Source organism: Mycobacterium neumannii, from assembly GCF_002245615.1.
In the GTDB taxonomy this organism is placed as follows: Bacteria; Actinomycetota; Actinomycetes; order Mycobacteriales; family Mycobacteriaceae; genus Mycobacterium; species Mycobacterium neumannii_A.
Genome location: NZ_NKCO01000006.1, coordinates 121,336 through 146,608, shown reverse-complemented (window position 1 = coordinate 146,608; position 25,273 = coordinate 121,336). Strand labels below are relative to the sequence as shown.

Annotated in this window: 27 protein-coding genes and 3 tRNA genes; 18 read left to right on the top strand and 12 right to left on the bottom strand. The window is 65.4% G+C overall.

The window, feature by feature from the left end; all coding sequences use genetic code 11:
- Positions 1-25: 25 nt before the first annotated feature.
- Positions 26-886, bottom strand: a complete 861-nt coding sequence (locus CEX88_RS10065; protein WP_066849655.1) for an NYN domain-containing protein — start codon at positions 884-886, stop codon at positions 26-28.
- Positions 887-1,019: 133 nt separating this feature from the next.
- Between CEX88_RS10065 and CEX88_RS10060 the strand changes: the two genes are divergently transcribed.
- From CEX88_RS10060 to CEX88_RS09990, 15 genes are all read left to right on the top strand, one after another.
- Positions 1,020-1,092, top strand: a tRNA-Thr gene (locus CEX88_RS10060).
- Between the two features lie 33 nt (positions 1,093-1,125).
- Positions 1,126-1,199: transfer RNA gene (locus CEX88_RS10055), tRNA-Met, on the top strand.
- A gap of 38 nt (positions 1,200-1,237) precedes the next feature.
- Entirely contained in the window at positions 1,238-1,405 is a 168-nt protein-coding gene (gene rpmG / locus CEX88_RS10050) for a 50S ribosomal protein L33 (protein WP_059101288.1), read from the top strand.
- Between the two features lie 51 nt (positions 1,406-1,456).
- Positions 1,457-1,933 carry a (3R)-hydroxyacyl-ACP dehydratase subunit HadA gene (gene hadA, locus CEX88_RS10045; protein WP_066849653.1) on the top strand — a complete coding sequence of 159 codons (477 nt, stop codon included), beginning with the start codon at positions 1,457-1,459 and terminating at the stop codon, positions 1,931-1,933.
- On the top strand, positions 1,920-2,348 hold the full coding sequence (gene hadB / locus CEX88_RS10040; protein ID WP_066849650.1) for a (3R)-hydroxyacyl-ACP dehydratase subunit HadB: 429 nt from the start codon (positions 1,920-1,922) through the stop codon (positions 2,346-2,348). Before hadA ends, hadB begins: the two co-directional genes overlap by 14 nt.
- Before the next feature lie 2 nt (positions 2,349-2,350).
- The gene (gene hadC, locus CEX88_RS10035) at positions 2,351-2,914 is read left to right on the top strand and encodes a (3R)-hydroxyacyl-ACP dehydratase subunit HadC (protein WP_066849647.1); all 564 of its coding nucleotides are present in this window, start codon (positions 2,351-2,353) and stop codon (positions 2,912-2,914) included.
- Positions 2,915-3,130: 216 nt separating this feature from the next.
- Positions 3,131-3,203, top strand: a tRNA-Trp gene (locus CEX88_RS10030).
- A 75-nt stretch (positions 3,204-3,278) separates the two neighbouring features.
- Positions 3,279-3,692, top strand: a complete 414-nt coding sequence (gene secE, locus CEX88_RS10025) for a preprotein translocase subunit SecE (protein WP_094293354.1) — start codon at positions 3,279-3,281, stop codon at positions 3,690-3,692.
- Positions 3,693-3,733: 41 nt separating this feature from the next.
- Complete coding sequence (gene nusG, locus CEX88_RS10020; RefSeq protein ID WP_066849641.1) at positions 3,734-4,558, top strand: transcription termination/antitermination protein NusG; 825 nt, start codon at positions 3,734-3,736, stop codon at positions 4,556-4,558.
- A gap of 86 nt (positions 4,559-4,644) precedes the next feature.
- Entirely contained in the window at positions 4,645-5,073 is a 429-nt protein-coding gene (gene rplK, locus CEX88_RS10015) for a 50S ribosomal protein L11 (protein WP_094293353.1), read from the top strand.
- A 102-nt stretch (positions 5,074-5,175) separates the two neighbouring features.
- Positions 5,176-5,889: a 50S ribosomal protein L1 gene (rplA, locus tag CEX88_RS10010; RefSeq protein WP_064400180.1), complete on the top strand. Its 714-nt coding sequence runs from the start codon at positions 5,176-5,178 to the stop codon at positions 5,887-5,889.
- Positions 5,890-6,116: 227 nt separating this feature from the next.
- Entirely contained in the window at positions 6,117-7,925 is a 1,809-nt protein-coding gene (locus CEX88_RS10005) for a PE-PPE domain-containing protein (RefSeq protein ID WP_094293352.1), read from the top strand.
- Positions 7,926-7,997: 72 nt separating this feature from the next.
- A complete protein-coding gene (rfbA, locus tag CEX88_RS10000; RefSeq protein WP_094293351.1) occupies positions 7,998-8,867 on the top strand; it encodes a glucose-1-phosphate thymidylyltransferase RfbA in 870 nt (289 codons plus the stop codon).
- On the top strand, positions 8,867-9,865 hold the full coding sequence (rfbB, locus tag CEX88_RS09995; RefSeq protein ID WP_094293350.1) for a dTDP-glucose 4,6-dehydratase: 999 nt from the start codon (positions 8,867-8,869) through the stop codon (positions 9,863-9,865). The genes rfbA and rfbB overlap by 1 nt, the downstream gene beginning before the upstream one ends.
- A 13-nt stretch (positions 9,866-9,878) precedes the next feature.
- Complete coding sequence (locus CEX88_RS09990) at positions 9,879-11,306, top strand: sugar nucleotide-binding protein (protein ID WP_094293349.1); 1,428 nt, start codon at positions 9,879-9,881, stop codon at positions 11,304-11,306.
- 3 nt (positions 11,307-11,309) lie between these two features.
- Here the strand turns inward: CEX88_RS09990 and CEX88_RS09985 are convergent, their stop codons facing one another.
- The 7 genes from CEX88_RS09985 to CEX88_RS09955 all read right to left on the bottom strand — a co-directional run bounded on the left by CEX88_RS09985 (position 11,310) and on the right by CEX88_RS09955 (position 20,028).
- Complete coding sequence (locus CEX88_RS09985; protein ID WP_094293348.1) at positions 11,310-14,075, bottom strand: helix-turn-helix transcriptional regulator; 2,766 nt, start codon at positions 14,073-14,075, stop codon at positions 11,310-11,312.
- 121 nt (positions 14,076-14,196) lie between these two features.
- On the bottom strand, positions 14,197-14,496 hold the full coding sequence (locus CEX88_RS09980; RefSeq protein ID WP_066849627.1) for a hypothetical protein: 300 nt from the start codon (positions 14,494-14,496) through the stop codon (positions 14,197-14,199).
- A 61-nt stretch (positions 14,497-14,557) separates the two neighbouring features.
- Entirely contained in the window at positions 14,558-15,454 is an 897-nt protein-coding gene (locus CEX88_RS09975; RefSeq protein WP_064400173.1) for a cyclopropane mycolic acid synthase family methyltransferase, read from the bottom strand.
- A 145-nt stretch (positions 15,455-15,599) separates the two neighbouring features.
- Entirely contained in the window at positions 15,600-16,469 is an 870-nt protein-coding gene (locus CEX88_RS09970) for a cyclopropane mycolic acid synthase family methyltransferase (protein ID WP_094293347.1), read from the bottom strand.
- A gap of 124 nt (positions 16,470-16,593) precedes the next feature.
- Positions 16,594-17,496: an alpha/beta fold hydrolase gene (locus CEX88_RS09965; protein ID WP_094293346.1), complete on the bottom strand. Its 903-nt coding sequence runs from the start codon at positions 17,494-17,496 to the stop codon at positions 16,594-16,596.
- Positions 17,497-18,864: an ABC1 kinase family protein gene (locus CEX88_RS09960; protein ID WP_094293345.1), complete on the bottom strand. Its 1,368-nt coding sequence runs from the start codon at positions 18,862-18,864 to the stop codon at positions 17,497-17,499.
- Positions 18,865-19,029: 165 nt separating this feature from the next.
- Positions 19,030-20,028, bottom strand: coding sequence for an oxygenase MpaB family protein (locus CEX88_RS09955; RefSeq protein ID WP_094293423.1), 999 nt, complete (start codon positions 20,026-20,028; stop codon positions 19,030-19,032).
- A gap of 103 nt (positions 20,029-20,131) precedes the next feature.
- Here CEX88_RS09955 and CEX88_RS09950 point away from each other — a divergent pair, with 103 nt between their 5' ends.
- The gene (locus CEX88_RS09950; RefSeq protein ID WP_064400169.1) at positions 20,132-20,728 is read left to right on the top strand and encodes a TetR/AcrR family transcriptional regulator; all 597 of its coding nucleotides are present in this window, start codon (positions 20,132-20,134) and stop codon (positions 20,726-20,728) included.
- On the opposite strand, the gene CEX88_RS09945 is transcribed toward CEX88_RS09950, so the two are convergent.
- From CEX88_RS09945 to CEX88_RS09935, 3 genes are read right to left on the bottom strand one after another with little or no spacing between them, the layout of a single operon-like run.
- The gene (locus CEX88_RS09945) at positions 20,709-21,626 is read right to left on the bottom strand and encodes an alpha/beta fold hydrolase (RefSeq protein WP_094293344.1); all 918 of its coding nucleotides are present in this window, start codon (positions 21,624-21,626) and stop codon (positions 20,709-20,711) included. The genes CEX88_RS09950 and CEX88_RS09945 overlap by 20 nt on opposite strands.
- A gap of 10 nt (positions 21,627-21,636) precedes the next feature.
- A complete protein-coding gene (locus tag CEX88_RS09940; protein ID WP_094293343.1) occupies positions 21,637-22,248 on the bottom strand; it encodes a DinB family protein in 612 nt (203 codons plus the stop codon).
- A gap of 2 nt (positions 22,249-22,250) precedes the next feature.
- A complete protein-coding gene (locus CEX88_RS09935; protein ID WP_094293342.1) occupies positions 22,251-22,787 on the bottom strand; it encodes a DinB family protein in 537 nt (178 codons plus the stop codon).
- A 141-nt stretch (positions 22,788-22,928) separates the two neighbouring features.
- On the opposite strand from CEX88_RS09935, the gene CEX88_RS09930 reads away from it, so the two are divergent.
- On the top strand, positions 22,929-23,888 hold the full coding sequence (locus tag CEX88_RS09930) for a helix-turn-helix transcriptional regulator (RefSeq protein WP_094293341.1): 960 nt from the start codon (positions 22,929-22,931) through the stop codon (positions 23,886-23,888).
- On the opposite strand, the gene CEX88_RS09925 is transcribed toward CEX88_RS09930, so the two are convergent.
- Positions 23,878-24,429 carry a nucleotidyltransferase family protein gene (locus CEX88_RS09925; RefSeq protein WP_094293340.1) on the bottom strand — a complete coding sequence of 184 codons (552 nt, stop codon included), beginning with the start codon at positions 24,427-24,429 and terminating at the stop codon, positions 23,878-23,880. The two genes, CEX88_RS09930 and CEX88_RS09925, sit on opposite strands and share 11 nt — an antisense overlap.
- A gap of 60 nt (positions 24,430-24,489) precedes the next feature.
- Between CEX88_RS09925 and CEX88_RS09920 the strand changes: the two genes are divergently transcribed.
- Complete coding sequence (locus CEX88_RS09920; protein WP_064400210.1) at positions 24,490-25,257, top strand: endonuclease/exonuclease/phosphatase family protein; 768 nt, start codon at positions 24,490-24,492, stop codon at positions 25,255-25,257.
- Positions 25,258-25,273 lie beyond the last annotated feature (16 nt).

Genomic DNA, 25,273 nt, shown 5'->3' with positions numbered 1-25,273 from the left:
CGTATCTGGGCCCAGATTTCGGGGCTCAGTCCTGGCTGCGCAGCCGCACCATGCGGATGGTGCTGCTCTCGTCGAGTTCGACCAGGTCGGTGTGCGAGCGCAGGAAGTCGCTGAACGACTTGAACCCGAGGGACTTCTCCGAGAACGACGGGTCCATCCGCCTCATCTGAGCCTTGACCGCCGAATTGTGCAGCCAGTCGGAGTCGTCCTTGCCGTGTGCGATGCGCAGCGCCCGCTCGAGCAGCGCGGTCCCGGCGGCCTGCGGGTCGGGCTGTTCTGCGTCCTGCTCGGCGTCGGCCTTGGTGCGTCGCCGCTTCGGGGTTTCCGTCTTGACCGCCGGAACGCCGGGCAGCGCGTCGTAAGAGACGTACTCGTCGCAGGCCGCGGTCAGCGACCGGCTGATCGACCCGGTGATGCCGATGCCGACGACGTAGCGCCCGAGGCGTTTGCACCGCTGCGCGAGCGGGATGTAGTCGGAGTCGCCGGCGACGATGACGACGTGGGTCAGATCGGGCAGCCGGAACATGTCCTCGACGGTGTCGACCGCGAGCCGGATGTCGGCCCCGTTCTTGCTGTACGCGGCGGCCGGGAACAGCTGCACCAGGTCGACTGCGCGCCCGACTAGCTGGTCGCGGTAGTCGGCGTTGACGTCGGTCGACCAGTCGGCGTAGGCCTTGGTCAGCACCAGCGTGCCGAACGACGACGCGTAGTCGATGATTGCGCCGACGTCCACGGTCGCTTGCGTCAGCCGACCCGGATTCTTGTGAAAGCCTGCAGCCTTGTCGCGCTGAAACGAGTTGCGCCCGTGGATCTGGTCGTACCGCGAGATCACGATGTTGTCGAAGTCGAGGTACACCGCGACACGGGTCGCGCCGGGTTCGGTCACTGTTCCGTCCTATCACTGTCCGACTAGAGTCGGACTGTAACGGTTGCGGTGATCAGCGGTTTGGCGCGGCAATCGGCGAGAATGTACCCTCTTTAAGGCTCGCGCCGCGGTGCGCGAACCGCGAAGTAGGCAGGCCCCCTTAGCTCAGTCGGCAGAGCGTTTCCATGGTAAGGAAAAGGTCAACGGTTCGATTCCGTTAGGGGGCTCGGTGAGCGGGCGGACATCCGCCCGGATCCCGGGGCGGTGTAGCTCAGCTGGTTAGAGCGCACGACTCATAATCGTGAGGTCGGGGGATCGAGCCCCCCCACCGCTACAGGCAACATCGAACGCGTAAACGAAGGACGAAGAACCGTGGCCTCCAGTACCGACGTACGGCCGAAGATCACTTTGGCGTGCGAGGTGTGCAAACACCGCAACTACATCACGAAGAAGAACCGCCGTAACGACCCGGACCGGCTCGAGATCAAGAAATTCTGCCCGAACTGCGGCAAGCACCAGCCGCATAAGGAATCGCGCTAAGACGAGTCAGCCCGCAGGCGTCGCCCAGGGTGGTAGGTAGGTTCACTAACTGTGTCGTTGTCCGAGCGGATCGTCGGGATGCAATACCGCTACCCCGACTACTACGTCGTCGGTCGCGAGAAGATTCGCGAGTACGCGGTCGCGGTGAAAAACGACGATCGCGCATTCTTCGATGAGGGCGCCGCTGCCGAACTCGGCCACAAGGCCCTGCCTGCACCGCTAACCTTCATGAGCGTCTTCGGGTACATGGCACAGATTTCGTTTTTCGAGCACGCCAACGTGGGGATCAAAGACGCCAAGATCGTGCAGGTCGACCAGGTGGTCAAGTTCACCAAGCCGATCTTCGCGGGCGACAAGCTCTACTGCGAGGTGCAGGTGGACTCTGTGCGGCAGGCCCACGGCACCGACATCGTCGTATTGAAGAACATCGTCACCAACGAAGCCGGTGACGTCGTGCAGGAGACGTTCACGACCCTGGCGGGTCGGACGGGTGACGGAGAAGAGGGTTTTTCAGATGCCACTGCGTGAGTTCGCCTCGGTGAAGAAGGGCGACGAGCTTCCCGAGAAGGTGATTCCGTTGACGCGGCAGGACCTCGTCAACTACGCGGGGGTGTCGGGTGACCTCAACCCGATTCACTGGGACGACGACATCGCCAAGCAGGTCGGACTGGACACCGCGATCGCGCACGGCATGCTGACCATGGGCCTGGGCGGCGGATACGTCACCGAGTGGGTCGGCGATCCGGCGGCGGTCACCGAGTACAACGTGCGGTTCACCGCTGTCGTGCCGGTGCCCAACGACGGCATCGGGGCGGAGATCGTCTTCAACGGACGGGTGAAATCCGTTGAGCCCGAGACCAAGACGGTGACCATCGCGTTGTCGGCCACCACCGGGGGCAAGAAGATCTTCGGCCGCGCCGTGGCCGTCGCGAAGCTGGCGTAGCCATGGCCCTGAAAATCGATATCAAGGGAATGGTCTGGGAGTACCCGGAGCCCTACGTCGTCGGCACGGAGCAGATCCGTCAGTACGCGAACGCGGTCAAGGCCCACGATCCGCAGAGCCACAGCGTCGAGGCCGCCAAGGCATCCGGCCACGACGGACTGATCGCGCCACCGACGTTCATGTCGATCTTCGCGGTGATGATCCAGCGGCACTTTTTTCAGCACAACGACATCGGCTTCGAGACGATGCAGATCGTGCAGGTCGACCAGAAGTTCAAGTTCCATCGACCGATCAAGGTCGGTGACGAACTGACCGGCACGATGGAAATCCTGACCGTCGACGAACGGTTCGGCGCCGACATCGTCACCACCCGCAACAAGCTGGTGGACCAACACGGCGAGCTCGTGATGGAATCGTTCACCACGCTGATGGGCCACGAGGGCGACAATTCGATCTCGGCCGGCTGGGACCCGGAGACGGGACAGGTCGTGCGCAAGCCCGTCGTCCATGATCCCGCCGAGGATCCCGATGGCGGCGATAGCGTGAACGGCGAGGCGTCTGTTTGATGACCGGCCTGCCGGTCGGAGCGTGATCACCGGCTCGTCGATCGCATCATGATCGGCTCGCCGGTGGATTAGTAACTACCACGGGTGGCGCGCTACACTCGGTCCTCGGGGTTTTCCCAGTCCAGCGCGCTGTCCGTCGGTTTGAAGATCGGCCGATCGGGGAGCGCGCGAATTGTGTGAGCCCCGAACGGGTGGCCTGTCGCAGTGCCACTCTGAAGGGGCGTAGCTCAACTGGCAGAGCAGCGGTCTCCAAAACCGCAGGTTGCAGGTTCAAGTCCTGTCGCCCCTGCTCAACTGAATACTCGACAAGTGTGGACACTGGAAGGTGACCCACAAACCAGATGACCAGACAAGGGAGCATGCGGTGAGCGACGAGCACGACGATGCCGGCTCCGACACCGAGAACGCCCGCGGTGCCGTCGTGACCCGACCGACCCGCCCGTCGGGCAAGCGGACCCGTCGGGCAGCCGCCGGCGAAGACGCCAGCGAAGCGGTCGACCTGTCCACGGGCACCGCGGCGTCACCCACGAAGAACGGGTCGGGCTCCGCGAGGAAGGCCGCCAAGAAGCGTGCCGACGGGCCGTCGCGGAATCCTTTCCTGTTCGTCTGGAACTACCTGAAGCAGGTTGTCGCCGAGCTGCGCAAGGTGATCTGGCCGAACCGCAAGCAGATGGTCACCTACACCGGCGTGGTGCTGCTGTTCCTGGCCTTCATGTTGGCCATGATCGGCGGCGTCGACTTCGGCCTTGCCAAGCTGGTCTCGCTGGTGTTCGGCTGACGAGTACGCGCGACGGATGAGAATTTCGAGAGGACTGACAAGTGACTAGCTTCGAGGGCGATACGCCTTCGGCCGAGAGCGTTGACCTGATCGACGAAACGACTGGGGCGACGACCGACGCGACCACCGACCCGGCGACCGAGGATGCCGACGTCGCCGGTGACGCCGTGAGCGACGAGGCGGCCACCGCGGACGACGCGGCCGGTGAGGCGGCCCCCGCTGAAGCCGAGCCCGAGGAAGAGGATCCGGCGGTCGCGCTGAAGAAGGAACTGCGGACCAAGCCGGGCGACTGGTACGTCATCCACTCCTACGCCGGTTACGAGAACAAGGTGAAGGCCAACCTCGAGACCCGCGTGCAGAACCTGGACGTCGGCGACTACATCTTCCAGGTCGAGGTGCCGACCGAAGAGGTCACCGAGATCAAGAACGGCCAGCGCAAGCAGGTCAACCGCAAGGTGCTGCCCGGTTACATCCTGGTGCGCATGGAGCTCAACGACGAGTCGTGGGGGGCGGTGCGCAACACACCGGGTGTGACGGGCTTCGTCGGTGCGACGTCGCGGCCGTCGCCGCTGTCGCTGGACGACGTCGTCAAGTTCCTGCTGCCGCCCGCCGCGGCGAAGAAGCCGGGCAAGGCCGCCGCTGCGGCCGGTGCAGCCGCCGCCGAGGCCGGGGGCATCGAGCGCGCGCCGATTGAGGTGGACTTCGAGGTCGGCGAGTCGGTCACCGTCATGGACGGCCCGTTCGCGACGCTCCCCGCCTCGATCAGCGAGGTCAACGCCGAGCAGCAGAAGCTCAAGGTGCTGGTGTCCATCTTTGGCCGCGAAACACCTGTCGAACTGACCTTCAACCAGGTCGCCAAGATCTAAGCCAGCGATCTGTGCACGCCTAGGAGCGCTCGGCGCAACAACGTGTGCACAAGTCGCAGAGAACCGAGAGAGGAACAACCAACACCATGGCCCCGAAGAAGAAGGTCGTCGGGCTGATCAAGCTGCAGATCCAGGCCGGGCAGGCCAACCCCGCCCCGCCGGTCGGTCCGGCGCTCGGCCAGCACGGCGTCAACATCATGGAATTCTGCAAGGCGTACAACGCCGCGACGGAGAACCAGCGCGGCAACGTCATCCCCGTGGAGATCACCGTCTACGAGGACCGCAGTTTCACGTTCAACCTCAAGACACCGCCCGCGGCCAAGCTGCTGCTGAAGGCTGCCGGCGTCCAGAAGGGTTCGGGCGAGCCGCACAAGACCAAGGTCGCCAAGGTGTCCTGGGATCAGGTGCGCGAGATCGCCGAGACCAAGAAGGAAGACCTGAACGCGAACGACATCGATCAGGCCGCCAAAATCATCGCCGGCACCGCCCGGTCGATGGGAATCTCGGTCGAGTAGTTCGACCGGAATTTTCGTGGGAGGGCCAGCTTCGGCCCGGCGATGAGCGCTCGCGCGAAGAGCAATCATCACAGACCACAACTCAGCAACTAGGAGAAACAGATGAGCAAGACGAGCAAGGCATACCGCGAAGCCGCCGAGAAGGTGGACCGCAGCCGGCTGTACACGCCGCTGGAGGCAGCGAAGCTGGCCAAGGAGACGGGATCGAAGAAGCAGGACGCGACCGTCGAGGTGGCGATCCGGCTGGGTGTCGACCCGCGTAAGGCCGATCAGATGGTGCGCGGCACCGTCAACCTCCCGAACGGCACCGGTAAGACCGCCCGCGTTGTGGTGTTCGCGGTCGGCGACAAGGCCGAGGCTGCCGAGGCCGCCGGTGCCGACGCCGTCGGCAGCGACGACCTGATCGAGCGGATCCAGGGCGGCTGGCTGGACTTCGACGCGGCGATCGCGACGCCCGACCAGATGGCCAAGGTCGGCCGCATCGCGCGCATTCTCGGTCCGCGTGGTCTGATGCCGAACCCGAAGACCGGCACCGTGACGCCCGACGTCGCCAAGGCCGTGTCTGACATCAAGGGCGGCAAGATCAACTTCCGCGTCGACAAGCAGGCCAATCTGCACTTCGTGATCGGCAAGGCGTCGTTCGACGAGAAGGCGCTGGCGGAGAACTACGGCGCCGCGATCGACGAGATCCTGCGGGCCAAGCCGTCGTCGTCGAAGGGCCGCTACCTCAAGAAGGTCGTCATCTCGACCACGACCGGCCCGGGCATTCCGGTCGACCCGTCGGTGACGCGCAACTTCACCGAAGCCGGAGCGTAGAAGCCGCCCGTTCGCGGGTTTGCACCGCGGCGTCCGACGACTGAGCAGAGAATGCCCGAGCGTGTTCTCTGCTTTTCGAACCGGAAGCGGGGGCTAGGCGTTGCTGTCAGCGACCTCGGGGATGCGACGGCCGCATTGGGCCGGTAGGTATCTGGCCGACAGAAATTACCCCGGGAACTTCGCGGGTTTTGTCGTCGCTGCCGCCGCGCCTATGTGAAAGTTGACCCATGCGTAAGTGCATCCGGGTCGTCTTTCTCTCTTTGCTGGGCCTGCTGAGCGCTACCGTCCTCAGCGCCGCGACCGCACTGTTGGCAGCGGTCAGTCTGGCCGCTACGACCGCGCTGATCGTGCCGGGTACCGGAACGCCGAACGCGAACGATGTCACCGATTACATGCCGAACTACCGCGACTACTACATGAAGCGCACGGATTGCACCGTCGCCAACAACTGCCAGCTGGACGGTATCGACTACTTCGCATCGTTCTGGCCGATTCCATTGCCGGGCTGGTGCGACCCGGGTCGATGCGAGAAGTTCGACGTGTCCGTCGCTGATGGCGTGAAGAACCTGAATGAAGTGCTGACGACGATGGAGAGCCTCGGTTACGACGGGGATATTGTGATCGCCGGGTATTCACAGGGGTCCCGCGTGGTCACCATCTCGAAGATGCAGTTCGCCAGCGGCCAGTGGAAAGATCTGGTCGATAATGCGGACTCCATAGAGTTCGTCTACATCGGCAACCCGAATCGCCCGAACGGCGGAATCCTCTCGCGGTTCGGATTTCTCGGCCACATCCCGATCCTGGATGTGACGACCGGCCAGCCCACGCCGACCAACACGCCGTTCAAGACAAAGGACTGGGCGATCCGGTGGGAGGGCATCGCGGATTTCCCGCAGTATCTGCTCAATCCGCTGGCCATCATCAATTCGGTCTTGGGCTTCTACTACGACCACGGCACCTATCTCGCGATCAACGAGGACAGTGATCCCGGTGAAACCCCCGCCGGATACACCGTCGCCGAATGGAAAGAGCTCACCACATACCCCGAGAAGCACCCGGATCTCGTCCAGATTCAGCAGTACGGAGACACGACGTACTACACCGTCAGGCCGAAGGTGCTACCGATAGTGCGTCCGCTGCACTCGATCCCATTGATCGGAAAGCCGATCGCAGATTTCTGGGAGCCCATCCTCGAGGTGCTCATCGAAGAGACGGGATACAACCGCAACATCCCGTTCGGGCAGTATTCCCCGATCGGACTGATCCCGTTCTTCAACCCGATCACGCTGGTGCTCAGGATGATTCCGGCTGTTTTCCAGGGTGTGGTCAACTTCCTCGGCAACTTCATCCCGGAGCTGGCGCCGAAGCCGATAACGATCACCCCCGATCCGGTGCCGGCACCGGTCGCTCCTCCCGCTGCGGCGGATGAGCAGGGCGATCCGCCGGGAGCCAAGCTTCTGGCGGATGCCGACGAAAACCAGGGTGACGATTCGCGGCTGCTGGCCGCGCGTGGCGACGCCGACGAGATGATGCTCACCGTCAACAGCGAGGGGGATCTCACGCTGACTGAAGGTGCCGGGACGCCGGTCGTCGAGGGAGCGATCGAGGGCGAGGTCATCACGGAGCTTGCCGAAGGAGAGATCATCGAGGGCGAGGAGCCGCAGGGGCCCGTACTTGAAACCACTCCGATCGTCGCCCAAGAAGTCGTGGGCGAGAAGACGACCGACCCCGCCGACGGCAATGTCGTCGTCGCCGTGAAGGACCCCGACGTCAAGAAGGATTCCGAGGTCACAACGAATCCCGCACAGAACCGGATCGATGCCAACGGTCGCAGCGTGTCGCTGGACGCCTCGCCGAACAAGCCTGCCGCGGGGCCTGCGGACGGCGATAACGGCGGCGTGCAACGAATCACCCCGGCGAGCCCCGAACCCTCTGAGGGCCTCACGACCAAGACCGACCCGAACGGGACCGCGAAAGACCTCGAAGGCGCCGGCGCCGCGGACGACTCGCAGGATTCCGAACCGGCCGCAGCCTGACCGAGCAGGCTCGGGCTGCTGGACCAGCGTCTCTCTGCGAGCGCAAATGCGCTGTGTGTCACGATTGGGCTCGTGAGGGGCATCATTTTGGCGGGCGGGAGCGGCACGCGCCTGCATCCGATAACCCTGGGTGTGTCTAAGCAATTGATGCCCGTCTACGACAAGCCGATGGTGTACTACCCGCTATCGACGCTGATGTTGGCGGGCATACGCGACATCCTGGTGATCACGACGCCCCACGATGCGGACGGTTTCGAACGCCTGCTCGGTGACGGTTCACGCTTCGGAGTGTCGATCACCTATGCCAAACAGCCGTCCCCTGACGGTCTGGCACAGGCTTTCACGATCGGTGAGACGTTCATCGGCACCGACAACGTGTCCCTCGTGCTCGGCGACAACCTGTTGTACGGCCCGGGGCTGGGCAGCCAGCTCAAACGGTTCACCACGATCGACGGCGGCGCAATCTTCGCCTATTGGGTGGCGGAGCCGTCCGCATACGGTGTGATCGAGTTCGACGACAATGGCTCGGCAATCTCCTTGGAGGAGAAACCCGAGCAGCCCAAAAGCAACTACGTCGTACCGGGTCTGTACTTCTACGACAACGACGTGGTCGAGATCTCCAAGGGCCTCAAGCCGAGTGCCCGCGGTGAGTACGAGATCACCGATGTCAACCGCTGCTATCTCGAGCAGGAGCGGCTGCAGGTGCACGTGCTGCCCCGCGGAACCGCCTGGCTGGACACCGGCACCTTCGACCAGATGACCGACGCCGCCGAGTATGTGCGCACCATGGAACGACGCACCGGTCTGAAGATCGGCGCTCCCGAAGAGATCGCCTGGCTGCAGGGCTGGATCAGCGACGACGAATTACGGGAACGTGCCACGCCTTTAATGAAGTCTGGCTACGGCGGCTATCTATTGGACCTTCTGAACAGGGGACGGTGATGTCGCGTCTCCTCGTCACTGGTGGAGCGGGCTTTATCGGCTCGAATTTCGTGCGGTACGTCATCGACCACACGGATCATCACGTCACCGTGCTCGACAAGCTGACCTATGCGGGCAACCGCGCCTCGCTCGCGGGACTGCCCGACGACCGAATGACGTTCGTGCACGGCGACATCGCGGATGCCCCGTTGGTCGACGAGCTGTTCGCGTCGGTGGACGCGGTCGTGCACTACGCCGCCGAATCGCACAACGACAATTCGCTGGACAACCCGGAGCCGTTCCTGCACACCAACCTCGCGGGCACCTTCACGTTGCTCGAGGCCGCGCGCAGGCACGGCACGCGCTTCCATCACATCTCGACCGACGAGGTGTACGGGGAGCTGGAGCTCGACGACCCGCGCCGGTTCACCGAGCAGACGCCGTACAACCCGTCGTCTCCGTACTCGTCGACCAAGGCCGGCAGCGATCTGCTGGTACGGGCCTGGGTTCGATCGTTCGGTGTGGCCGCGACGATCTCGAACTGCTCCAACAACTATGGGCCCTATCAACACGTCGAGAAGTTCATCCCGCGACAGATCACGAATGTTCTGCGGGGAATCCGCCCCAAGCTCTACGGCGAGGGCCGCAACGTGCGGGACTGGATTCACGCCGACGACCACTCGTCAGCGGTGCTGACCGTGCTCGACAAGGGACGTATCGGTGAGACGTATCTGATCGGCGCCGACGGCGAGAAGGACAACAAGACCGTCGTCGAGTCGATCCTCACCCTCATGGGTCAGCCCGCCGACGCCTACGACCACGTCACCGATCGAGCGGGCCACGACCTGCGGTACGCCATCGACTCGACCAAGCTGCGCGAGGAACTCGGTTGGCGACCGCAGTACCAAGACTTCGAAGAAGGTCTGACCGCAACGATCCAGTGGTACCGCGACCACGAAGACTGGTGGGCCCCCGCCAAAGACGCCACCGAGAGCTTTTACGCTCGGATGGGTCAGTGAAGAAGGCCCAGTTGTGACTGATTTCGGTAAGCCCCTGCGCGCTTTGACGACTCCCATCCCGGGGCTGGTCGTGTGGGAACTGCCCGTGCATGGAGACAACCGGGGATGGTTCAAAGAGAACTGGCAGCGCGAGAAGATGGTCGCGCTCGGTTTGCCCGATTTCAAGCCGGTGCAGAACAACGTGTCGCTCAACGAGAGTGCGGGCACCACACGCGGAATTCACGCCGAGCCGTGGGACAAGTTCATCTCCGTCGCGACCGGCCGGATCTTCGGCGCGTGGGTCGACCTGCGTGACGGCCCCACGTTCGGTGTCACCTTCACGGCCGAAATCGGCCCGTCGCGAGCGGTTTTCGTCCCTCGGGGGGTCGGTAACGCATTCCAGAATCTGGAGCACAACACCGCCTATATCTACCTGGTGAACGATCACTACTCGCCCGATGCCCAGTACACCTCGGTGAACCTCGCCGACGAGACCGTCGCCATCGACTGGCCGATCCCGCTGGACCGCGCGGAGCTGTCGGCGAAGGATCGCGAGAATCCGCGTCTGGCCGAGGTCAAGCCCATCCCGCCACGGAAGACCCTGGTTCTCGGCGCCGGTGGTCAACTGGGCCGGGCGCTGCGCGAGGCGTACGCCGGTACCTCCGGTGTCGAATTCGCCGAACGCGCCGACGTCGACCTCACCGCCGCCGGCATCGAGTCCGCGCGCCGCTGGCGCGAATACGAGACCATCATCAACGCCGCCGCCTTCACGGGTGTGGACGCAGCCGAAACGCCGGAAGGCCGTGCGGCGGCGTGGGCCACCAACGTCGCCGGTGTCGCCGCGCTGGCGCGTACCGCCGCCGACAACAACATCACGCTGGTGCACATCTCCAGTGACTACGTCTTCGACGGCGACGCCTCCGAGCCATACCGTGAGGACGATCCAGTGTCGCCACTTGGCGTGTACGGCCAAACCAAGGCCGCCGGTGACCTCGTCGTGGCAACGGTGGACCGGCACTACATCATTCGGACCTCATGGGTGATCGGCGACGGGAACAACTTCGTGCGCACGATGCTCTCCCTCGCCAACCGCGGGGTGAATCCCTCCGTCGTGAATGATCAACGCGGCCGCCTGACGTTCACATCGGAAATCGCAAGGGCAATCCGGCATCTGACCGACGCGCACGCCCCGTACGGCGTCTACAACGTCACCGGCTCGGGGACGGTGAGCACGTGGGCCGACATCGCGCGGCGAACGTTCGAACTCGCCGGTCACGACCCGGGCCGGATCACCGATGTCACGACCGAGCAGTACTTCGCCGACGCAACGAAACTCGTCGCGCCTCGACCGGCTAACAGCGTCCTCGATCTCGCCAAGATCCAGTCGGTCGGTTTCGAACCCGCCGACGCGGACGCTTCTCTGGTGAACTACGTTCGGCACGAATCCATCGAAACACCCTGAAGCTCAAAAATTCTCGCCAAAGACGCGCCCGAGTTCGGCCCGCGATCTGATTCCAAGTTTTCGGTAGATGCGCGAGAGGTTGGTCTCGACCGTCTTGGGGCTGATGAACAGCGCGGTGGCCACGTCCTTGGTCGTCATCCCCGACGCCGCGAGTTCGGCGACGCGGTGCTCCGACGGCGTCAAACCCAGATGTCCATTGCTCGACGCGCCGGCCCGCGCGATCTCGGCGCGGGCCCGCTGCGCCCACAGCGGAGTGCCCAAGCCTTCGAACGCGTGCAAGGCCTCGGTCATCGTCGTGCGCGACGCCTCCTTCTGCCGCTGACGTCGCTGTAACTGGCCGAGCAGCAACAGGGTTCGAGCACGCTCGAAGGGCATCGGCAGGCGCTCATGGTGCGCGAGCGCGCGTCTCGCCATATCGGCCGCCTCGTCGACCTCACCTTGCGCGGCCAGCCAGAGGCTGCGGCACCGGGCGGCCATGGCCAGCATCCACGGCCTGTCCAACAGTCGCCCATTGGCCTCCAGCGCCTCGATCATCGGCTCGGTTTCGGCGGCTCGGCCGAGCGCGACCATCGCCTCGACCGCGTCGGGGACGAATCCCGCGGTGATGATCTCCGTGCCTGGCAGGAACGGGAACCGGTCGACCAGCGGCTGCAAGATCTGCAGCGCCTGTTCGTAGTTGCCCAACGACACCTCGAGGAACGCCAGGTTGACCGAAGCCCAGTCAGCCAGCCGGGGGGAACTGCAACGCTCGGCGAGATCGATCGCCTTCCGGGCGACAGCGCGGGTCTCACCCTCCCTACCGGCATACGCGGCGACTGCGGACTGGATGGTCTTGGCGACCACTCGCATGTGCTCACCGCCGAGTTGCTGTGCCCGCTCCACGGTCTCCTCGGCGATGCGGGTCGCGTCGTCGTAGCGTCCCCGCCAGATCTCGATCAACGCGCTGAACACCGCGACGAAGATCAGATCGGTTTCGGCCCCTCGCTCGAGGCAACGCTGACGCACGAAAGCCATCTGGTCCATCGCCTCGTCCAAGCGCCCCACGAACGCCAGCAGCAAGGCGTGGTTGGCTCTGGCGCGGAACGCGATCGGCGCCTCGCTGCTCAGATCCTGCAGTGCCAACGCCCGGTCGATGCCCGCCCAGTCGACGCCGCGACCGCACATGCAGGCGATGTTGGTGCGCACCGCGAGAACCTGACTCGTAAGGTCGGCGATCCCAACGTCTTCCGCGTAAGCGGCGGCCCGTTCCGCGCTCTGTAGCGCTGCCCCGAACTCACCGGCGTTGAGGCGCGCATACGCCAGCAGCAGTAGCGTGCGGACCCGGACCTCGCGGTCACCCTCATCATGGTCGAGCGCCTGTTCCAAGAGGATAACGGCGTCGGTGAAGCTGTTGTGTTGAATCCGCATGCTGGCCAACAAGTTCAACGCCATCGCCCGGTGCGCGCCACGCGGAATACGCTCGGTCAATCCGTCCAGCAGCGAGCGGGTGCGCTCCAGATCGCCGGCGTGCAGGTAGTGGTCGGCCGCGCGAATCCGCCGCGTTGGTGTATCACCGCCGAGACCGATTGCCAGCTCGAGTAATTCGCCGGCCGCGGCGGGTGCACCGCGTGCCACCGCCGTATCGGCGGCGGTGTCGAGCGCCTCCAGCGTGGCCGGGTCGGCGCTGGCGGCGGCCAGTGCCATATGCCTGGCTCTGGACTCGTCGAGTACCGCCGCCTCGGCCAGCGACCGGTGCATGGCGCGTCGCGCACTCGGTTTGGCATCGGTGTACACGCTGCGCGCCAACAGCGGATGCGAGAACGCCACGGCGTCACCGCTGATGGTCAGGATTCCCTTGTCTCTGGCTTCGGCCAGCAGTTCGGCGGTGCGATCGCCCGTGCTGTGCGTGACACGAGCCAACAGGTCGACGGTGGGAGCGGCCTCACATGCGGCGGCCAGCAGGAGGATCTGCGTCTCGGGTTCCAGCCGACCGATGCGCCTGCGCATCAACTCCGCGAGCGTCGCGGGCAACACCGACTGGGAATCGCCCGCGTCGATCGCGCGCGCCAACTCGAGGGCGTAGAACGGGTTGCCGCCGGAGATTTCGGCGATCCGGACCATCGTCGGGCGAGGAAAAGTTCGGCCGAGCCGCGCCGAGATCAGGGCGTGCAGCCCGCCGAGACTCAAGGGACCCACGTGCACCCGGCGGACACCGGACGGGTCGCCTACCTGCAGCCAACTCGCCGCGTCGGCGCCCTCGTGTTCGGTGCGTTCGGTGACCAGCACGCCCACGCAACCGCTGAACCGCCTGGCGGCGAAGGCCACCACGGCTTGACTGGACGGATCCAGCCACTGCACGTCGTCGATGGCAATGAGCACCGGCCCGTCGCCGCAGAAGTGCTCGACGGCACCGGCGAAGGCCGCCGCCACCGCGCCCTGATCTGTCGGCGGGCCGTCGCCGTCCGCGCGCAGCAGCACGCGATCCACAGCCAGGCGCTGCACGTCCGGCAGGCCGGCGAAGACCTCAGAGGGGATGTCGCCGAAGAGGTCGGCGACGGCCGCATACGCGAGAGTCGTCTCGGCCTGGCCGGCGCGCGCCGTCAGCACCCGGAAGCCGCGTTGACGGGCCGCAGAGATACCCGTCAGCCACAGGGTGGTCTTGCCGGCTCCGGCCTCTCCCTCGATGACAAGTGCACATGGTGCGCTGTCGGCGGATTCCAGGAAATCGCCGACCGCCCGGAATTCGGCCGGACGCTCGATTACGCCGGACACCAGAACCACACCCCTCATCGACAGCAAATCGAGGATATCCCGCTGACATATGAGGGCGCAGTAGTCGTGGGCCGCCGATATGCAGCTAAGAGGAGCGCTTAATAGGCAGAGCCAAGGAGTGCGGAGGTGTCCGGCAACGTCAAGCGCGGTGGTGGCGCCGGATCCGGGTGCCCACAGGAGCGGACAGCCGCTGGTGTGGTGCCCCGGCGGCCAGGCAGGTCCGGGAGACGATCTCTCGGGAGCCGGCGCCGAAGACGCCGTAGAGCACCTCGTCGCTGGGTACGGCCAGCGTGATCAGCAACTCGACGGGAGTGCCCTCGCCAGTGGCGACGGCGGCCGCGGCGTCAAGACGTGCGACGAGGTCCTCGACGGATTGCTCAGTGAGCTCGGGCAGATACCATTCAGCCAGGTAGCACGCGGATTCCCGACTCCCGCTCATCTGTCGAACGGTAGCGACTCCTCACGCCGGGCGAATCAGGTATTTCCCTACGTTTCGTCCCTTACGCGGCTGCGCCGGGCTTCAGATACGTAACCAGGCTGACGTCGATGCCCTCGTCGATGAAGTACCACTGGCAGCCTTTGAGATAGCGCATGTACCGGTCGTAGTTCTCCTCGCCGGCGGCCGCGATCGCGGTGTCCTTGTTGCGCTCGAGGCGGTCGGCCCAGATGCCCAGCGTCTTGATGTAGTGGTTACGCAACGACAGCGGCTCGGGCACCTGGAAGCCCGCCTTTTCGCCGTGCTCCACCATCATCTGCGTCGTCGGCAGGCGGCCGCCGGGAAAGATCTCGGTGATCATGAACTTGATGAAGCGGGCCATCTCGAAGGTCAGCTTCTTACCGCGTGCGGCCAGGTCGTACGGGTGATAGCCGACGCTGCTCTGGATGGTCATCCGGCCGTCGTCGGGCAGGATGTCGAAACACGTCTTGAAGAAGTCGTCGTAGCGCTCGAAGCCGAAGTGCTCGAACGCCTCGATGGAGACGATGCGGTCGACGGGGGAGTGGAACTGCTCCCAGCCCTCGAGGCGTACGTCGTAGGTGCGCTCGGTGTCCAGCTTGCTCAGCAGCTGGTTGCAGTAGGCCTGCTGGTTCTTCGACAGGGTCAGCCCGATCACGTTGACGTCGTACTTCTCCATCGCACGCTGCAACGTCAGGCCCCACCCGCAGCCCACCTCCAGCAGGGTCATACCCGGCTTGAGGTCGAGCTTGTCGAGGTGCTGGTCGACGTTGGCGATCTGCGCCTCCGACAGCGTGACGTTCGGGCCGGTGAAGTATGCGCAGCTGTATTTGCGCGTCGGGTCCTGGAACACGCCGAAGAAGTCGTCCGACAGGTCGTAATGCGCCTGGATGTCCTCAAAATGAGGCCGCATATCCTTCGTGCCGGTTGAGTTGTCAGACATATTTCCCCTGCTTGGCCTTTCCCAATGACGTGACGCGGACCTGCACGTCGTCACGTGATGATCTGGTCGACACCCTATCGTCGGCCGTTGCCGAACCCTAATTCGGCGTGCCGCCACTCCGGCGGCAATTTGTGGGAGGCGGGGGCTATTTCTGGAGCGTGAACTGGTTGACGTCGATGTATCCGACGCGGAAGCCGTGTGCACAGCCGGTCAGGTAGTGCATGTAGCGGTCGTAGACCTCTTGGGACTGGATGGCGATCGCCTCGTCCCTGTGCGTCTCCAGCGCCGCTGACCAGCAGTCAAGCGTGCGCGCGTAGTGCGGCTGCAGGCTCTGTCGCCGGGTCAACTCGAAGCCCGCCTTCTCGGCGTGCTCGGCGACCAGCTCGATCGTCGGCAGGTATCCGCCCGGGAAGATCTCGGTGAGGATGAACTTCACGAACCGGGCCACCGAAAACGTCAGCGGCATACCTTGCTCTGCCATCTGCGGAAGTGTGAGCGCGGTGATGGTGTGCAGCAGCATCGCCCCGTCGTCGGGCAGCACGCGGTGGGCCATGGTGAAGAAGTCGTCCCAGCGGTCCCTGCCGAAGTGCTCGAACGCACCGATCGACACAATTCGGTCCACGGGCTCGTCGAACTGTTCCCAGCCCTGAAGCAACACCCGCTTGGACCTCGGGCTGTCGGATCCGGCGAAGACCTTCTCGACGTGGGCGTGCTGGTTCTCGCTCAAGGTGAGGCCGACGACGTTGACGTCGTACTTCTCGACAGCCCTCATCATCGTCGAACCCCAACCGCAGCCGACGTCGAGCAGCGTCATCCCCGGTTCAAGGCGCAATTTGCCCAACGCGAGATCGACTTTGGCGCGCTGAGCCTCCTCGAGCGTCATGTCATCGCGCTCGAAGAAGGCGCAGCTGTAGGTCTGGGACGGATCCAGCCAGAGCCGGAAGAACTCGTCTGAGAGGTCGTAGTGCGCCTGCACGTCGGCGAAGTGCGGCGTCAAGTTGCGTGTTGCAGCCACTGTTGTGCCTTTCTGGGCGGAATCAGAGCTCGCGTCGCCTGTGACAGTTCAAGCCCGGAAGCACTCGGGACGAATGTACGCGCAACCGTGCTTGCTGGCCACCCGAGGAACGCTTGCGCCGACGTCAAATATTTGCGGCGAAAACGGTTTTGAGCTCCCCGATGATGTCGTCCCACAGCGGCTCGGGCAGTTCGTGACCCATACCGTCGAACAGCACCAGCCGGGCGTTTGCGATGGCTTTGGCGATCGCGCGTCCTCCTGACGGGCGCATCAGCTTGTCGGCCTTGCCGTGCAGCACCACCGTGGGAGCCGTGATCTCGCGGTCGTAGCGCAACAGGCTGCCGCTGCCCAGGATCGCCGAGAACTGCCTGCCGATCCCGGCGGGGTGGTAGCAGCGGTTGTAGTCCGCGATCGCGTCGGCGCGCAGCCGCTCCTCGGAGGCGGGGAAGCCCGGGCTGCCGATGATCTTGGTGACCCGGACGGCGTTTTCGATGATCGCCTCGCGGGTGTTGGCTCTGGGCCGCTGCAAGATCGCGATCAGCTGTCGCGGACCCGGTGGTGGCAGCAGCGTTTGGTTGTTGCTCGAGAAGATGATCGCCAACGACCGGGTGCGCGGTTTGTGCCGGGCGGCGAACACCTGGGCGATCATCCCGCCCATCGACGCGCCGACGATGTGGGCGCGCTCGATCTCGAGATGGTCCAGCAGGGCGGCCGCGTCATCGGCCATGTCCTCGAGTGTGTATGCGGCCGGGCTTCTCATCCCGAGCAGCGAGCGCAGCATCCGCGGCACCAGCGGGGCGTCGGTGCTCAGCCCCCGGAGTTTCGTGGAAAGGCCGACATCTCGATTGTCGAACCGGATGACCCGCAGGCCCTGGTTGATGAGCCGCTCACAGAAATCCTTGCGCCACATCAGAAGCTGCGCGCCGAGTCCCATGACGAGCAGGACCGCCGGGTCGTTCGGATCGCCCATGTCCTCGTAGTAGATGTCGAGATCGCCGGACTTGGCGAATCCGGTTCGGACCTGCATTCAGCCGCGGACCTCGCTGTCGAGTTCCGTGTCGTGCTCCCTGCTGACCTCGACCATGAAGTTGGCGAAGTAGCCGGTCAGCTGGGGATCCGACATCATCTGCCACTTCGGTGCGAGCAGCTTCATGTAGCGCTCGACGTAGAGGAACTGCTTGCCGATCAGCACCAGTTCGCGCGGCAGCTTGACGTCATATGCCTCGGCGAGGGTCGACAGTTGCTTGCCGATCTCGGCGTAGCTCATGTCGCCCAGCGTCGACATGGTCAATGGTGTCGCGAACTTCTCGAGGTCCTTGGCCGCCTGGGCCTCCGGCTTCATGGTGCCGACTGCGCCCATCAACACGACGATCTTGCCCGCTGCGGCGTGGTCCTTCTTCACCAGCAGCGCGTACACGAGTTCGCGCAGCAGCCAGCGGGTGCGCGGGTCGACCCGGCCCATGATCCCGAAGTCGAAGAACACGATCTTGCCGTCGTCGTCGACGTAGAGGTTGCCCGCATGCAGGTCGCCGTGGAACAGCCCGTGGCGCAGGCCGCCTTCGAAGACGCTGAACAGCAGCGCCTTGACCAGTTCGGTGCCGTCGAAGCCCTTCTGCCGGATGGTCTTCACATCGTCGATACGGGTGCCCTGGATGCGCTCCATCGTCAGCACGCGCTCGCTGGTGAGATCCCAATAGACCTGTGGCACACGGATGTTGCGGCCCAGCGGGGAGGCGTGCATGTGCGCGACCCACGCGTCCATCGACTGCGCCTCGAGCCGGAAGTCGAGTTCCTCGGCCAGGTTGTCGGCGAAGTCGGCGACGACGTCTTGAGCGCTCAGGCGCTGACCCAGCTTGGCGAACTCGACCAGCCGCGCGCCGCGCTTGAGGATCTGCAGATCCGCGGCGACCCGCCTGCGGATGCCGGGGCGCTGGATCTTGACAACGACCTCTTCACCGCTGTGCAGCGTCGCGTAGTGCACCTGGGCGATCGACGCGGACGCGAACGGCTTCTCGTCGAAGCTCTTGAACAGGTTCGCGGGTTCGTCGCCGAGGTCCTCGACGAACAGCTTGTGCACCTCTTCGGGGTCCGCGGGCGGAACCCGGTCGAGCAGGCTGCGGAACTCCTTTGACAGCGGTTCCCCGAACGCGCCGGGACTCGACGCGATGATCTGGCCGAACTTGACGTAGGTGGGCCCCAGGTCGGCGAACGCCTGCGGGACCTGCTTGATGATCTTCTGTTGCAGCGAACCGCGGCCGGCGATCTTCGAAACGACCCGCGCGCCGGTACGGGTGATCTGCCAACCCGTGGCACCGACGCGGGCCGCCTCGATCTGCAGGGGGACCCTGTCGAGCTTGGCTACGTCGCGGTGCTGCGTCTTTCGCGTGGCACTCATAACGGCCAGTGTCTCAAAATCCGCGGTGGCCCGTAAAAACCTGTGCACCGGCTCACAGTCGGCCTTCTACGGGCCCCCTGTTGCGGGGTCCCTGTTGCGCCGAAATTGCATTCCAGCAGGCCGCTACTCGCACTTTTCCTGCTGGAATGCCATTTCGCGGCTGATTCATGCCTCGGCGAAACTGCGCTCGACCTCGTCGCGCGTGCGGATCTCGTCGTCGCCCAGCCGGTATGTCAGCAGCGTGTGCGGCACATCGGTGCCCGAGGCCACCCTGGCCTGCGCCTGGCGGAACTCCGGTATCTGGCCCTGCGCGATATGCAGCCCGTTGATCACCGACCAAACGGTCGCCCGGCGCGCGGTGCGCTCGAGGATGTGCGGGTCCTTGTGCTGGATCAACTGCTTAGCCCAGCGCGGCATCGTGTCGCGGATGGCCCAGTTGATCGCGCTCTGCGCCAGCGGCAGGCCCGGCCCCGTGGCGAGCGCCGTGCCGTGCGTGACGGCCAACCGCGGTAGATAGGACTCGAGACAGTCGGCGACCTCGGCCTTCGTCTCGGGCAGGTCGGTACCGCCCAACGCGTGGCCGACCCGCACGAATTCGCGGTAGTAACGATCGATCTTGTTGCCGCGCAACGGGTTCGGATGGTAAAGCTCATGCGCGGTGGCCAGGCCCCACACCACGGTGGCGTAGTTCCAGCGCAACCAGTCCGGGTCGTCGGCGTCGTAACGGGCGCCGTCGGGGCGCGTGCCCTTGATGGTGTGGTGCATCGAACGGACAGCTTTCGCCAGACGCTCGGCGGTCTCGGTCGAGCCGTAGGCGGTGCCGATGAAGAATGCGATCGAGTGGCCGAGACGTACCACCGCGCCCTTGGGGTCGATCTCGGGAACGGCGACCCCCGTTTTCGGGTCGCGCTTGACCAGCCGTGAGTGGTGCATGCCCATCCAGTAGATCGAGGGATCCAGCCGCTCCATGAACGCCGCGCACTGCAGGCCGAAGATCAGCGCCTGCATGTGCGAGTGCACGTGCCAGACCGCGCTGCCGGGGCCGAACCAGCCCGGATCGCCCACCGGCGCGGCGAACTGCATACCGCGGAAGTAATTGCGCCGGATGTCCTTGTCGAAGCGCTGGTTGAGCGCTTCTCCGATGAACTGGTGCGGCAGCAGAATCACGTCGGCTCCTCGGTTCCAAACTCTGGTCACGGCTGTAGCCAGAATACATTTTGGTCACGTATGTGACCAGAGTGGACGTGATGGCGCCTACGCTGGGGTCGTGTCCAGTCCGACCCGATGGGCGGGCGTGCCGCTGACGGACCGCCGCGCCGAGCGCCGAGCGCAGCTGATCGACGCCGCCTTCCGGCTGTTCGGCGATGGCGGCGAGGCTGCCGTGTCGGTGCGGTCGGTGTGCCGCGAATGTGGGCTGAACACACGGTATTTCTACGAGAGCTTCGCCGATACCGACGACCTGCTCGGCGCTGTCTACGACCAGGTGAGCGCCCAACTGGCCGAAGCGATCGAAGGGGCCATGTCGCAGGCAGGCGAATCGCTGCGGGCCAGGACTCGGGCCGGGATCGCCGCGGTGCTCGGCTTCAGCTCCCAGGACCCGCGCCGCGGCCGGGTGCTGTTCACCGATGCGCGGTCGAATCCGGTGCTGGCGGCCCGGCGTGCGGCGACACAGGACTTGTTGCGCGAAGGCGTGCTCACCGAGGGCTGGCGGTTACAGCCCGATACCGACTCGGTCGCCGCCCAGGTCGGCGCGGCGATGTACACCGGTGCGATGGCCGAGCTGGCGCAACAGTGGCTGGCGGGCAGGCTGGGGACCGATCTGGACGCGGTCGTCGAGCACGCCGTCAGTCAGGTGCTGCGGTAGGGCCGGCGAAGTTCTCCCTCAGCGCTCCGACGACCGGACCCCACACCGGTTCGGGTAGGTCATGCCCCATTCCATCGACGACGACGTAACGCGCGCCGTCGACGGCCCGTGCGACGGTGCGGCCGTTGCGCGGTCGCACCAGCGGGTCCTTCGTGCCGTGGATGACGACGGTCGGTGCGGTGATGCGACGGGTGTAGCGGAGCAGGCTGCCGGTGCCGAGGATTGCATCGAACTGACGCAGCATGCCCTGCGGGTAGTCGCTGCGCTCGCGCAGCTCCCGCACCCGGCGGTGTAGCTGCTCGGCGGGCGGTAAGAAGTTGGGCCCGTTGATGATTGCCACGTTGCGGACCTCGTGGGCCAGGCGCTGCTCGAGTGGTGCGTCGCGGGCGGGCGCGCCGAACGCCAGCCGGATCACCCGCAGAGCGGGTAGCGACGAGAACGGCGTCCCCGCGCTCGTCATCACCAGTCCCAGCGATGCCACCCGTTCGGGATGGCGGCCCGCCAGCACCTGCGCGATCATCCCGCCCATGGACGCCCCGACGACGTGCGCGCAGTCGATGCCGAGATGGTCGAGCAGCCCGCGCGCGTCGTCGGCCAGGTCGACCAGCGTGTACGGCACCGGACTGGCGCGGCCCAGCAGATACCGCAGCACCCGCGGATACACCGACCCGTCCGCGCGTTGCCCGTTGAGCTTCGTCGACAACCCGGTGTCGCGGTGGTCGAAGCGAATCACCCGGTAGCCCTGGTCGATCAGCCGCGCGCAGAACCCGTCCGGCCACATCGGCAACTGCGCCCCGACACCCATGATCAGCAGCACCGGCGGATCCGCGGGGTCGCCGAGATCCTCGTAGAAGATGCCGACGTCCCCGCATACCGCGGTGCCGCTACGAACCTGCATGCCCAGCTTTCTACACCTTCCCGGCGACCGGTTCCTTGCCCCACGGCGTCAGCCACGGCGTCGGTTCCCAGTCTTCAAGACCGGCGAGTAGCTCGTAAAGCGTTGCACCGTCGATGGTTTCGCGGATGATATCGGCCTGCCCGGCGTGCCGGGCCAGCTCCTCGATCATGTGCAAGATCACCCAGCGCACCGACCATGCCGACACGTCCTTTGGAAACCAGGGCACATGCGGCGGGATCGGCACCGCTGCGTTCAGGTCGGCGGTCTCGACCAATCGGAGTGTCTCGGCGTTCTGCTCGTCGAACCTGGTCAGGATGCCGGCGAGGGTTTCGTCCTCGCCCATGATGAACTCGCCCTGATAGTCGGCCTGCTGGTCCTCCATCGGCCGTCGGTCGCTCTCGGTCGGCTCGGGAGCGGCCGCGACCCGCTGCATCCACCCGCGTTGGCAGTTGGTGACGTGTTTGATCAAGCCGCCGATCGACAGCGCGCTGACCGACGGTGTCGACCGCGCTTGTTCGTCGGTCAAGCCGAACGCCACGGCGCGGAAGGCGTACTGCTGGGCGGCCACGTACTCGCGCAGACCCTGGCGCTCGTCGGCGACAGGTGGGGGCATAGCGGGCATCTTCAGTTTCCCTTCGGGTTGGTGTGGGCGTACAGGTCTCGGAGGCAAGCGATTTCGGCGCCGTGGTGGATGAACTCGCGATTGATGTGTAGGACGAGCGCGATGAGCGGATGGTCGGCGTAGGGGCCTTCTGCGGGCCCGCACGGTCGGTTCAGGTCCTCGTCGCACAACCCGCGCACCCCGCCGATCCAGGTTTGGTACTGCTCGTCGAGCTGTCGCAGCGCCGTCGCGGCGTCGGTGGCGTACCGCCAGGACTGGTAGTCGGCGTACGGGGCGCCGAAGTGGCTGTGGTTGCGCATCGCGAACACGCCGACGATGACGTGCGCGAGGCGCCAGGCGATCGTCGTGAACGGTGCCGGGGCCGGTTCGGGATAGTCGAAGTCGATCGATCCGTCCGGGTGGACGGTCCAGCAGTCCGGAACCGGTTGCCAGAAGTACTCGTCGTCGGTGAGCCCCTGGAACCGGGGGCGCAGGAAGTTGGTCCAGTGGAAGTCGGTCTGCTCGGCCAACTCGTCGGTGATCCTCGCTGTCGTACTCATGTCGATAGCGTGGCAGAACCTTAGGACAGTTCCGGTCCTAAATCTCCAGCGATTCGTGTGCTACCGGCGCGAGGCACGGAATTTGCAAGCCGTTGCGATCAGCGGACAGAAACAGTCCTGAATCTGTGACACTCTTCGGCTGTGTCGGAGACGACGAGCCGGATACTGCAGCTGCTGGGCCTGCTGCAGTCGCGGCGGGTGTGGACTGGTGAGGGCCTCGCTGAACGGTTGGGGGTCACCACTCGCAGCGTGCGTCGCGACATCGAACGGCTACGCGACCTCGGATACCCCGTCCACGCCAGCAAGGGCCACGGCGGCGGCTATCAACTCGGCGCCGGTGCGGCGTTGCCGCCGTTGCTGCTCGACCCCGACGAGGCCGTCGCGATGGCCGTATGCCTGCGCCTGGCCGCGGGCGGAACAGTGGCGGGCGTCGGCGAATCGGCGCTGCGGGCACTGAGCAAGCTCGATCAGGTGATGCCGTCCAAGCTGCGGTCGCAGGTGGCCGCGGTGCACGAATCTACCGTCACGCTGATGGCCCCGACCTCCGATACACCGGTCGAACCCGACGTTCTGATGGCCCTCGCGCGGGCCTGCCGCGACCACGAGCACGTGGCCGCCGGCTACGTCGTCGACATCCGCGGCAACGCGACCCAGCGCCGGCTCGAGCCCTATCAGCTGGTCACCACCGGCCGGCGCTGGTACCTGCTGGCCTTCGACCGCGACAAGCAGGACTGGCGCAGTCTGCGGCTGGACCGGATGAACGACGTGCGCGCCCAAGGCAGCACCTTCGTGCCCCGCGAGGCGCCCGACGCGGCGACGTACGTGCGGCGGTCGATCAGCAGCTCACCGTACCGTTACGTCGCGCGCGTCCACTTCGACGCCCCGGAAGATGTTGTCGCCCAGCATTTCTCACCGTCATCGGCGACGATCGAACCCGACGGTCCGCACGCATGCGTCGTCACGGCCGGTGCCGACGACCCCGAACGTATGGTGCTCTACTTCGCGACGGTCGGATGCGATTTCCGGGTGCTCTCACCGCCGGAGGTGATACAGGCCGTGGAGGCGGTCTCGAAGCGGCTGCGACGAAGCGTCAGCCGGTGAGCTCGAGGCGGTCGGCCAGCATCAGGAATGCTGATGCGAACGGGTTGTCGGCGGTCTCGGCGCGAAGTTGCTCCCAGTCCAGTTGTTCGCGGACCGCTCGCACCGCGGGAAGCAGTGCGGCGAAGTCGCAATGGTGTTCGTTGAGGGAGTTAAGCTTCTCGCGCATGACCTCGGTGGGCGCCAGCACGCGCATCCGGATCGCGAGCACGTCGTACTCCTCGGCCGCCAGGATCGTTTCCTTGTCGACCGGAACGCCGTTGAGCCGGTGCAGCACGTCGATGACGAAGTCGTCCTCGACGCACGCCTTGAACAACCAGTCCTCAGGAGTGCGCTCGACCCGGAAACCCGCCTCCTCCAGCGTCGCCGCGGCCTTCTCGGTGTCGGGCTCGGCGACCACGAAATCTACGTCGTGCACGGGTTCTGGACCACCGAACACCCACAGCGCGTAGCTGCCGCCGAGAGCGAAATCGGGGCCCTGGGCGCGCAGCGCCGACGCCGCGCGTTTGAGCGCGTCGCGCAGATCATCGTTTCTCTGGGGCACTACTCTCCTGGGGCCGACTGATGGGCTAGCAGCCATTGTGGGTAGCTAGTACCCATGCAGATGCGGATGGCCACCTTCAACATCTTGCACGGGCGCAGTGTGCACGACGGGCTCGTTCACCGAGACCGCCTCGTGGAGGCCGTCCGGGAACTCGACGCCGACATTCTGGCCCTGCAGGAGGTCGACCTCGACCAGCCGCGCTCGGGGATGGCCGACCTGACCGCGGTCGCCGCCGAAGCGATGGGTGCGGTGAGCCACCGGTTCGTGGCGGCGATCTCCGGCACACCCGGTGCCACGTGGATGGCGGCCACCGGCGACGAACAGCCGGGGACCGCCGCCTACGGCATCGCGCTGCTGTCGCGGTTTCCCGCCGAGTCGTGGCAGGTGCTGCGGCTGCCGCGGATTCCGGTGCCGTTTCCGATGTATCTGCCGGGACCGAACCGGGTGAAGGTCGTCAACGAGGAGCCGCGCGCGGCGGTCGTCGGCCAGTTGAACACTCCGCTGGGGCCTCTGACCGTCGCCAACACCCATCTGTCGTTCGTGCCGGGGTGGAATCGGATGCAGCTGCGCCGACTTCTGCGTGACATGCGCGGCTTCCCGTCGCCGCGAGTGCTGATGGGTGATCTGAACATGGTGCCGCAAACGATTCATCGCTGGACCCGCCTGCGACCGCTCGCCTCGGCGGTCACGTTCCCGGCCGATGAGCCCGACCGTCAACTCGACCACATCGTCACCGACGACAGTGGCCTGCGGGTGCAGCGGTGCTGCGCGCCTTCGCTTCCGATCTCGGACCACCGCGCACTCGTCGTCGACATCACCCGCGCCTGATTTCTCAGCTGCGCCG

Coding starts and splice junctions, on each gene's coding strand:
- CEX88_RS09940 (WP_094293343.1), bottom strand. CDS start 22,248: ATGCCCGCTATGCCCCCACCTGTCGCCGACGAGCGCCAGGGTCTGCGC.
- hadB (WP_066849650.1), top strand. CDS start 1,920: ATGCCACTGCGTGAGTTCGCCTCGGTGAAGAAGGGCGACGAGCTTCCC.
- CEX88_RS09945 (WP_094293344.1), bottom strand. CDS start 21,626: ATGCAGGTTCGTAGCGGCACCGCGGTATGCGGGGACGTCGGCATCTTC.
- CEX88_RS09920 (WP_064400210.1), top strand. CDS start 24,490: ATGCGGATGGCCACCTTCAACATCTTGCACGGGCGCAGTGTGCACGAC.
- CEX88_RS09935 (WP_094293342.1), bottom strand. CDS start 22,787: ATGAGTACGACAGCGAGGATCACCGACGAGTTGGCCGAGCAGACCGAC.
- CEX88_RS09985 (WP_094293348.1), bottom strand. CDS start 14,075: ATGAGGGGTGTGGTTCTGGTGTCCGGCGTAATCGAGCGTCCGGCCGAA.
- CEX88_RS09960 (WP_094293345.1), bottom strand. CDS start 18,864: ATGAGTGCCACGCGAAAGACGCAGCACCGCGACGTAGCCAAGCTCGAC.
- rplK (WP_094293353.1), top strand. CDS start 4,645: ATGGCCCCGAAGAAGAAGGTCGTCGGGCTGATCAAGCTGCAGATCCAG.
- rplA (WP_064400180.1), top strand. CDS start 5,176: ATGAGCAAGACGAGCAAGGCATACCGCGAAGCCGCCGAGAAGGTGGAC.
- CEX88_RS09975 (WP_064400173.1), bottom strand. CDS start 15,454: ATGTCTGACAACTCAACCGGCACGAAGGATATGCGGCCTCATTTTGAG.
- hadC (WP_066849647.1), top strand. CDS start 2,351: ATGGCCCTGAAAATCGATATCAAGGGAATGGTCTGGGAGTACCCGGAG.
- CEX88_RS10005 (WP_094293352.1), top strand. CDS start 6,117: ATGCGTAAGTGCATCCGGGTCGTCTTTCTCTCTTTGCTGGGCCTGCTG.
- CEX88_RS09980 (WP_066849627.1), bottom strand. CDS start 14,496: ATGAGCGGGAGTCGGGAATCCGCGTGCTACCTGGCTGAATGGTATCTG.
- CEX88_RS09965 (WP_094293346.1), bottom strand. CDS start 17,496: ATGCAGGTCCGAACCGGATTCGCCAAGTCCGGCGATCTCGACATCTAC.
- rfbB (WP_094293350.1), top strand. CDS start 8,867: ATGTCGCGTCTCCTCGTCACTGGTGGAGCGGGCTTTATCGGCTCGAAT.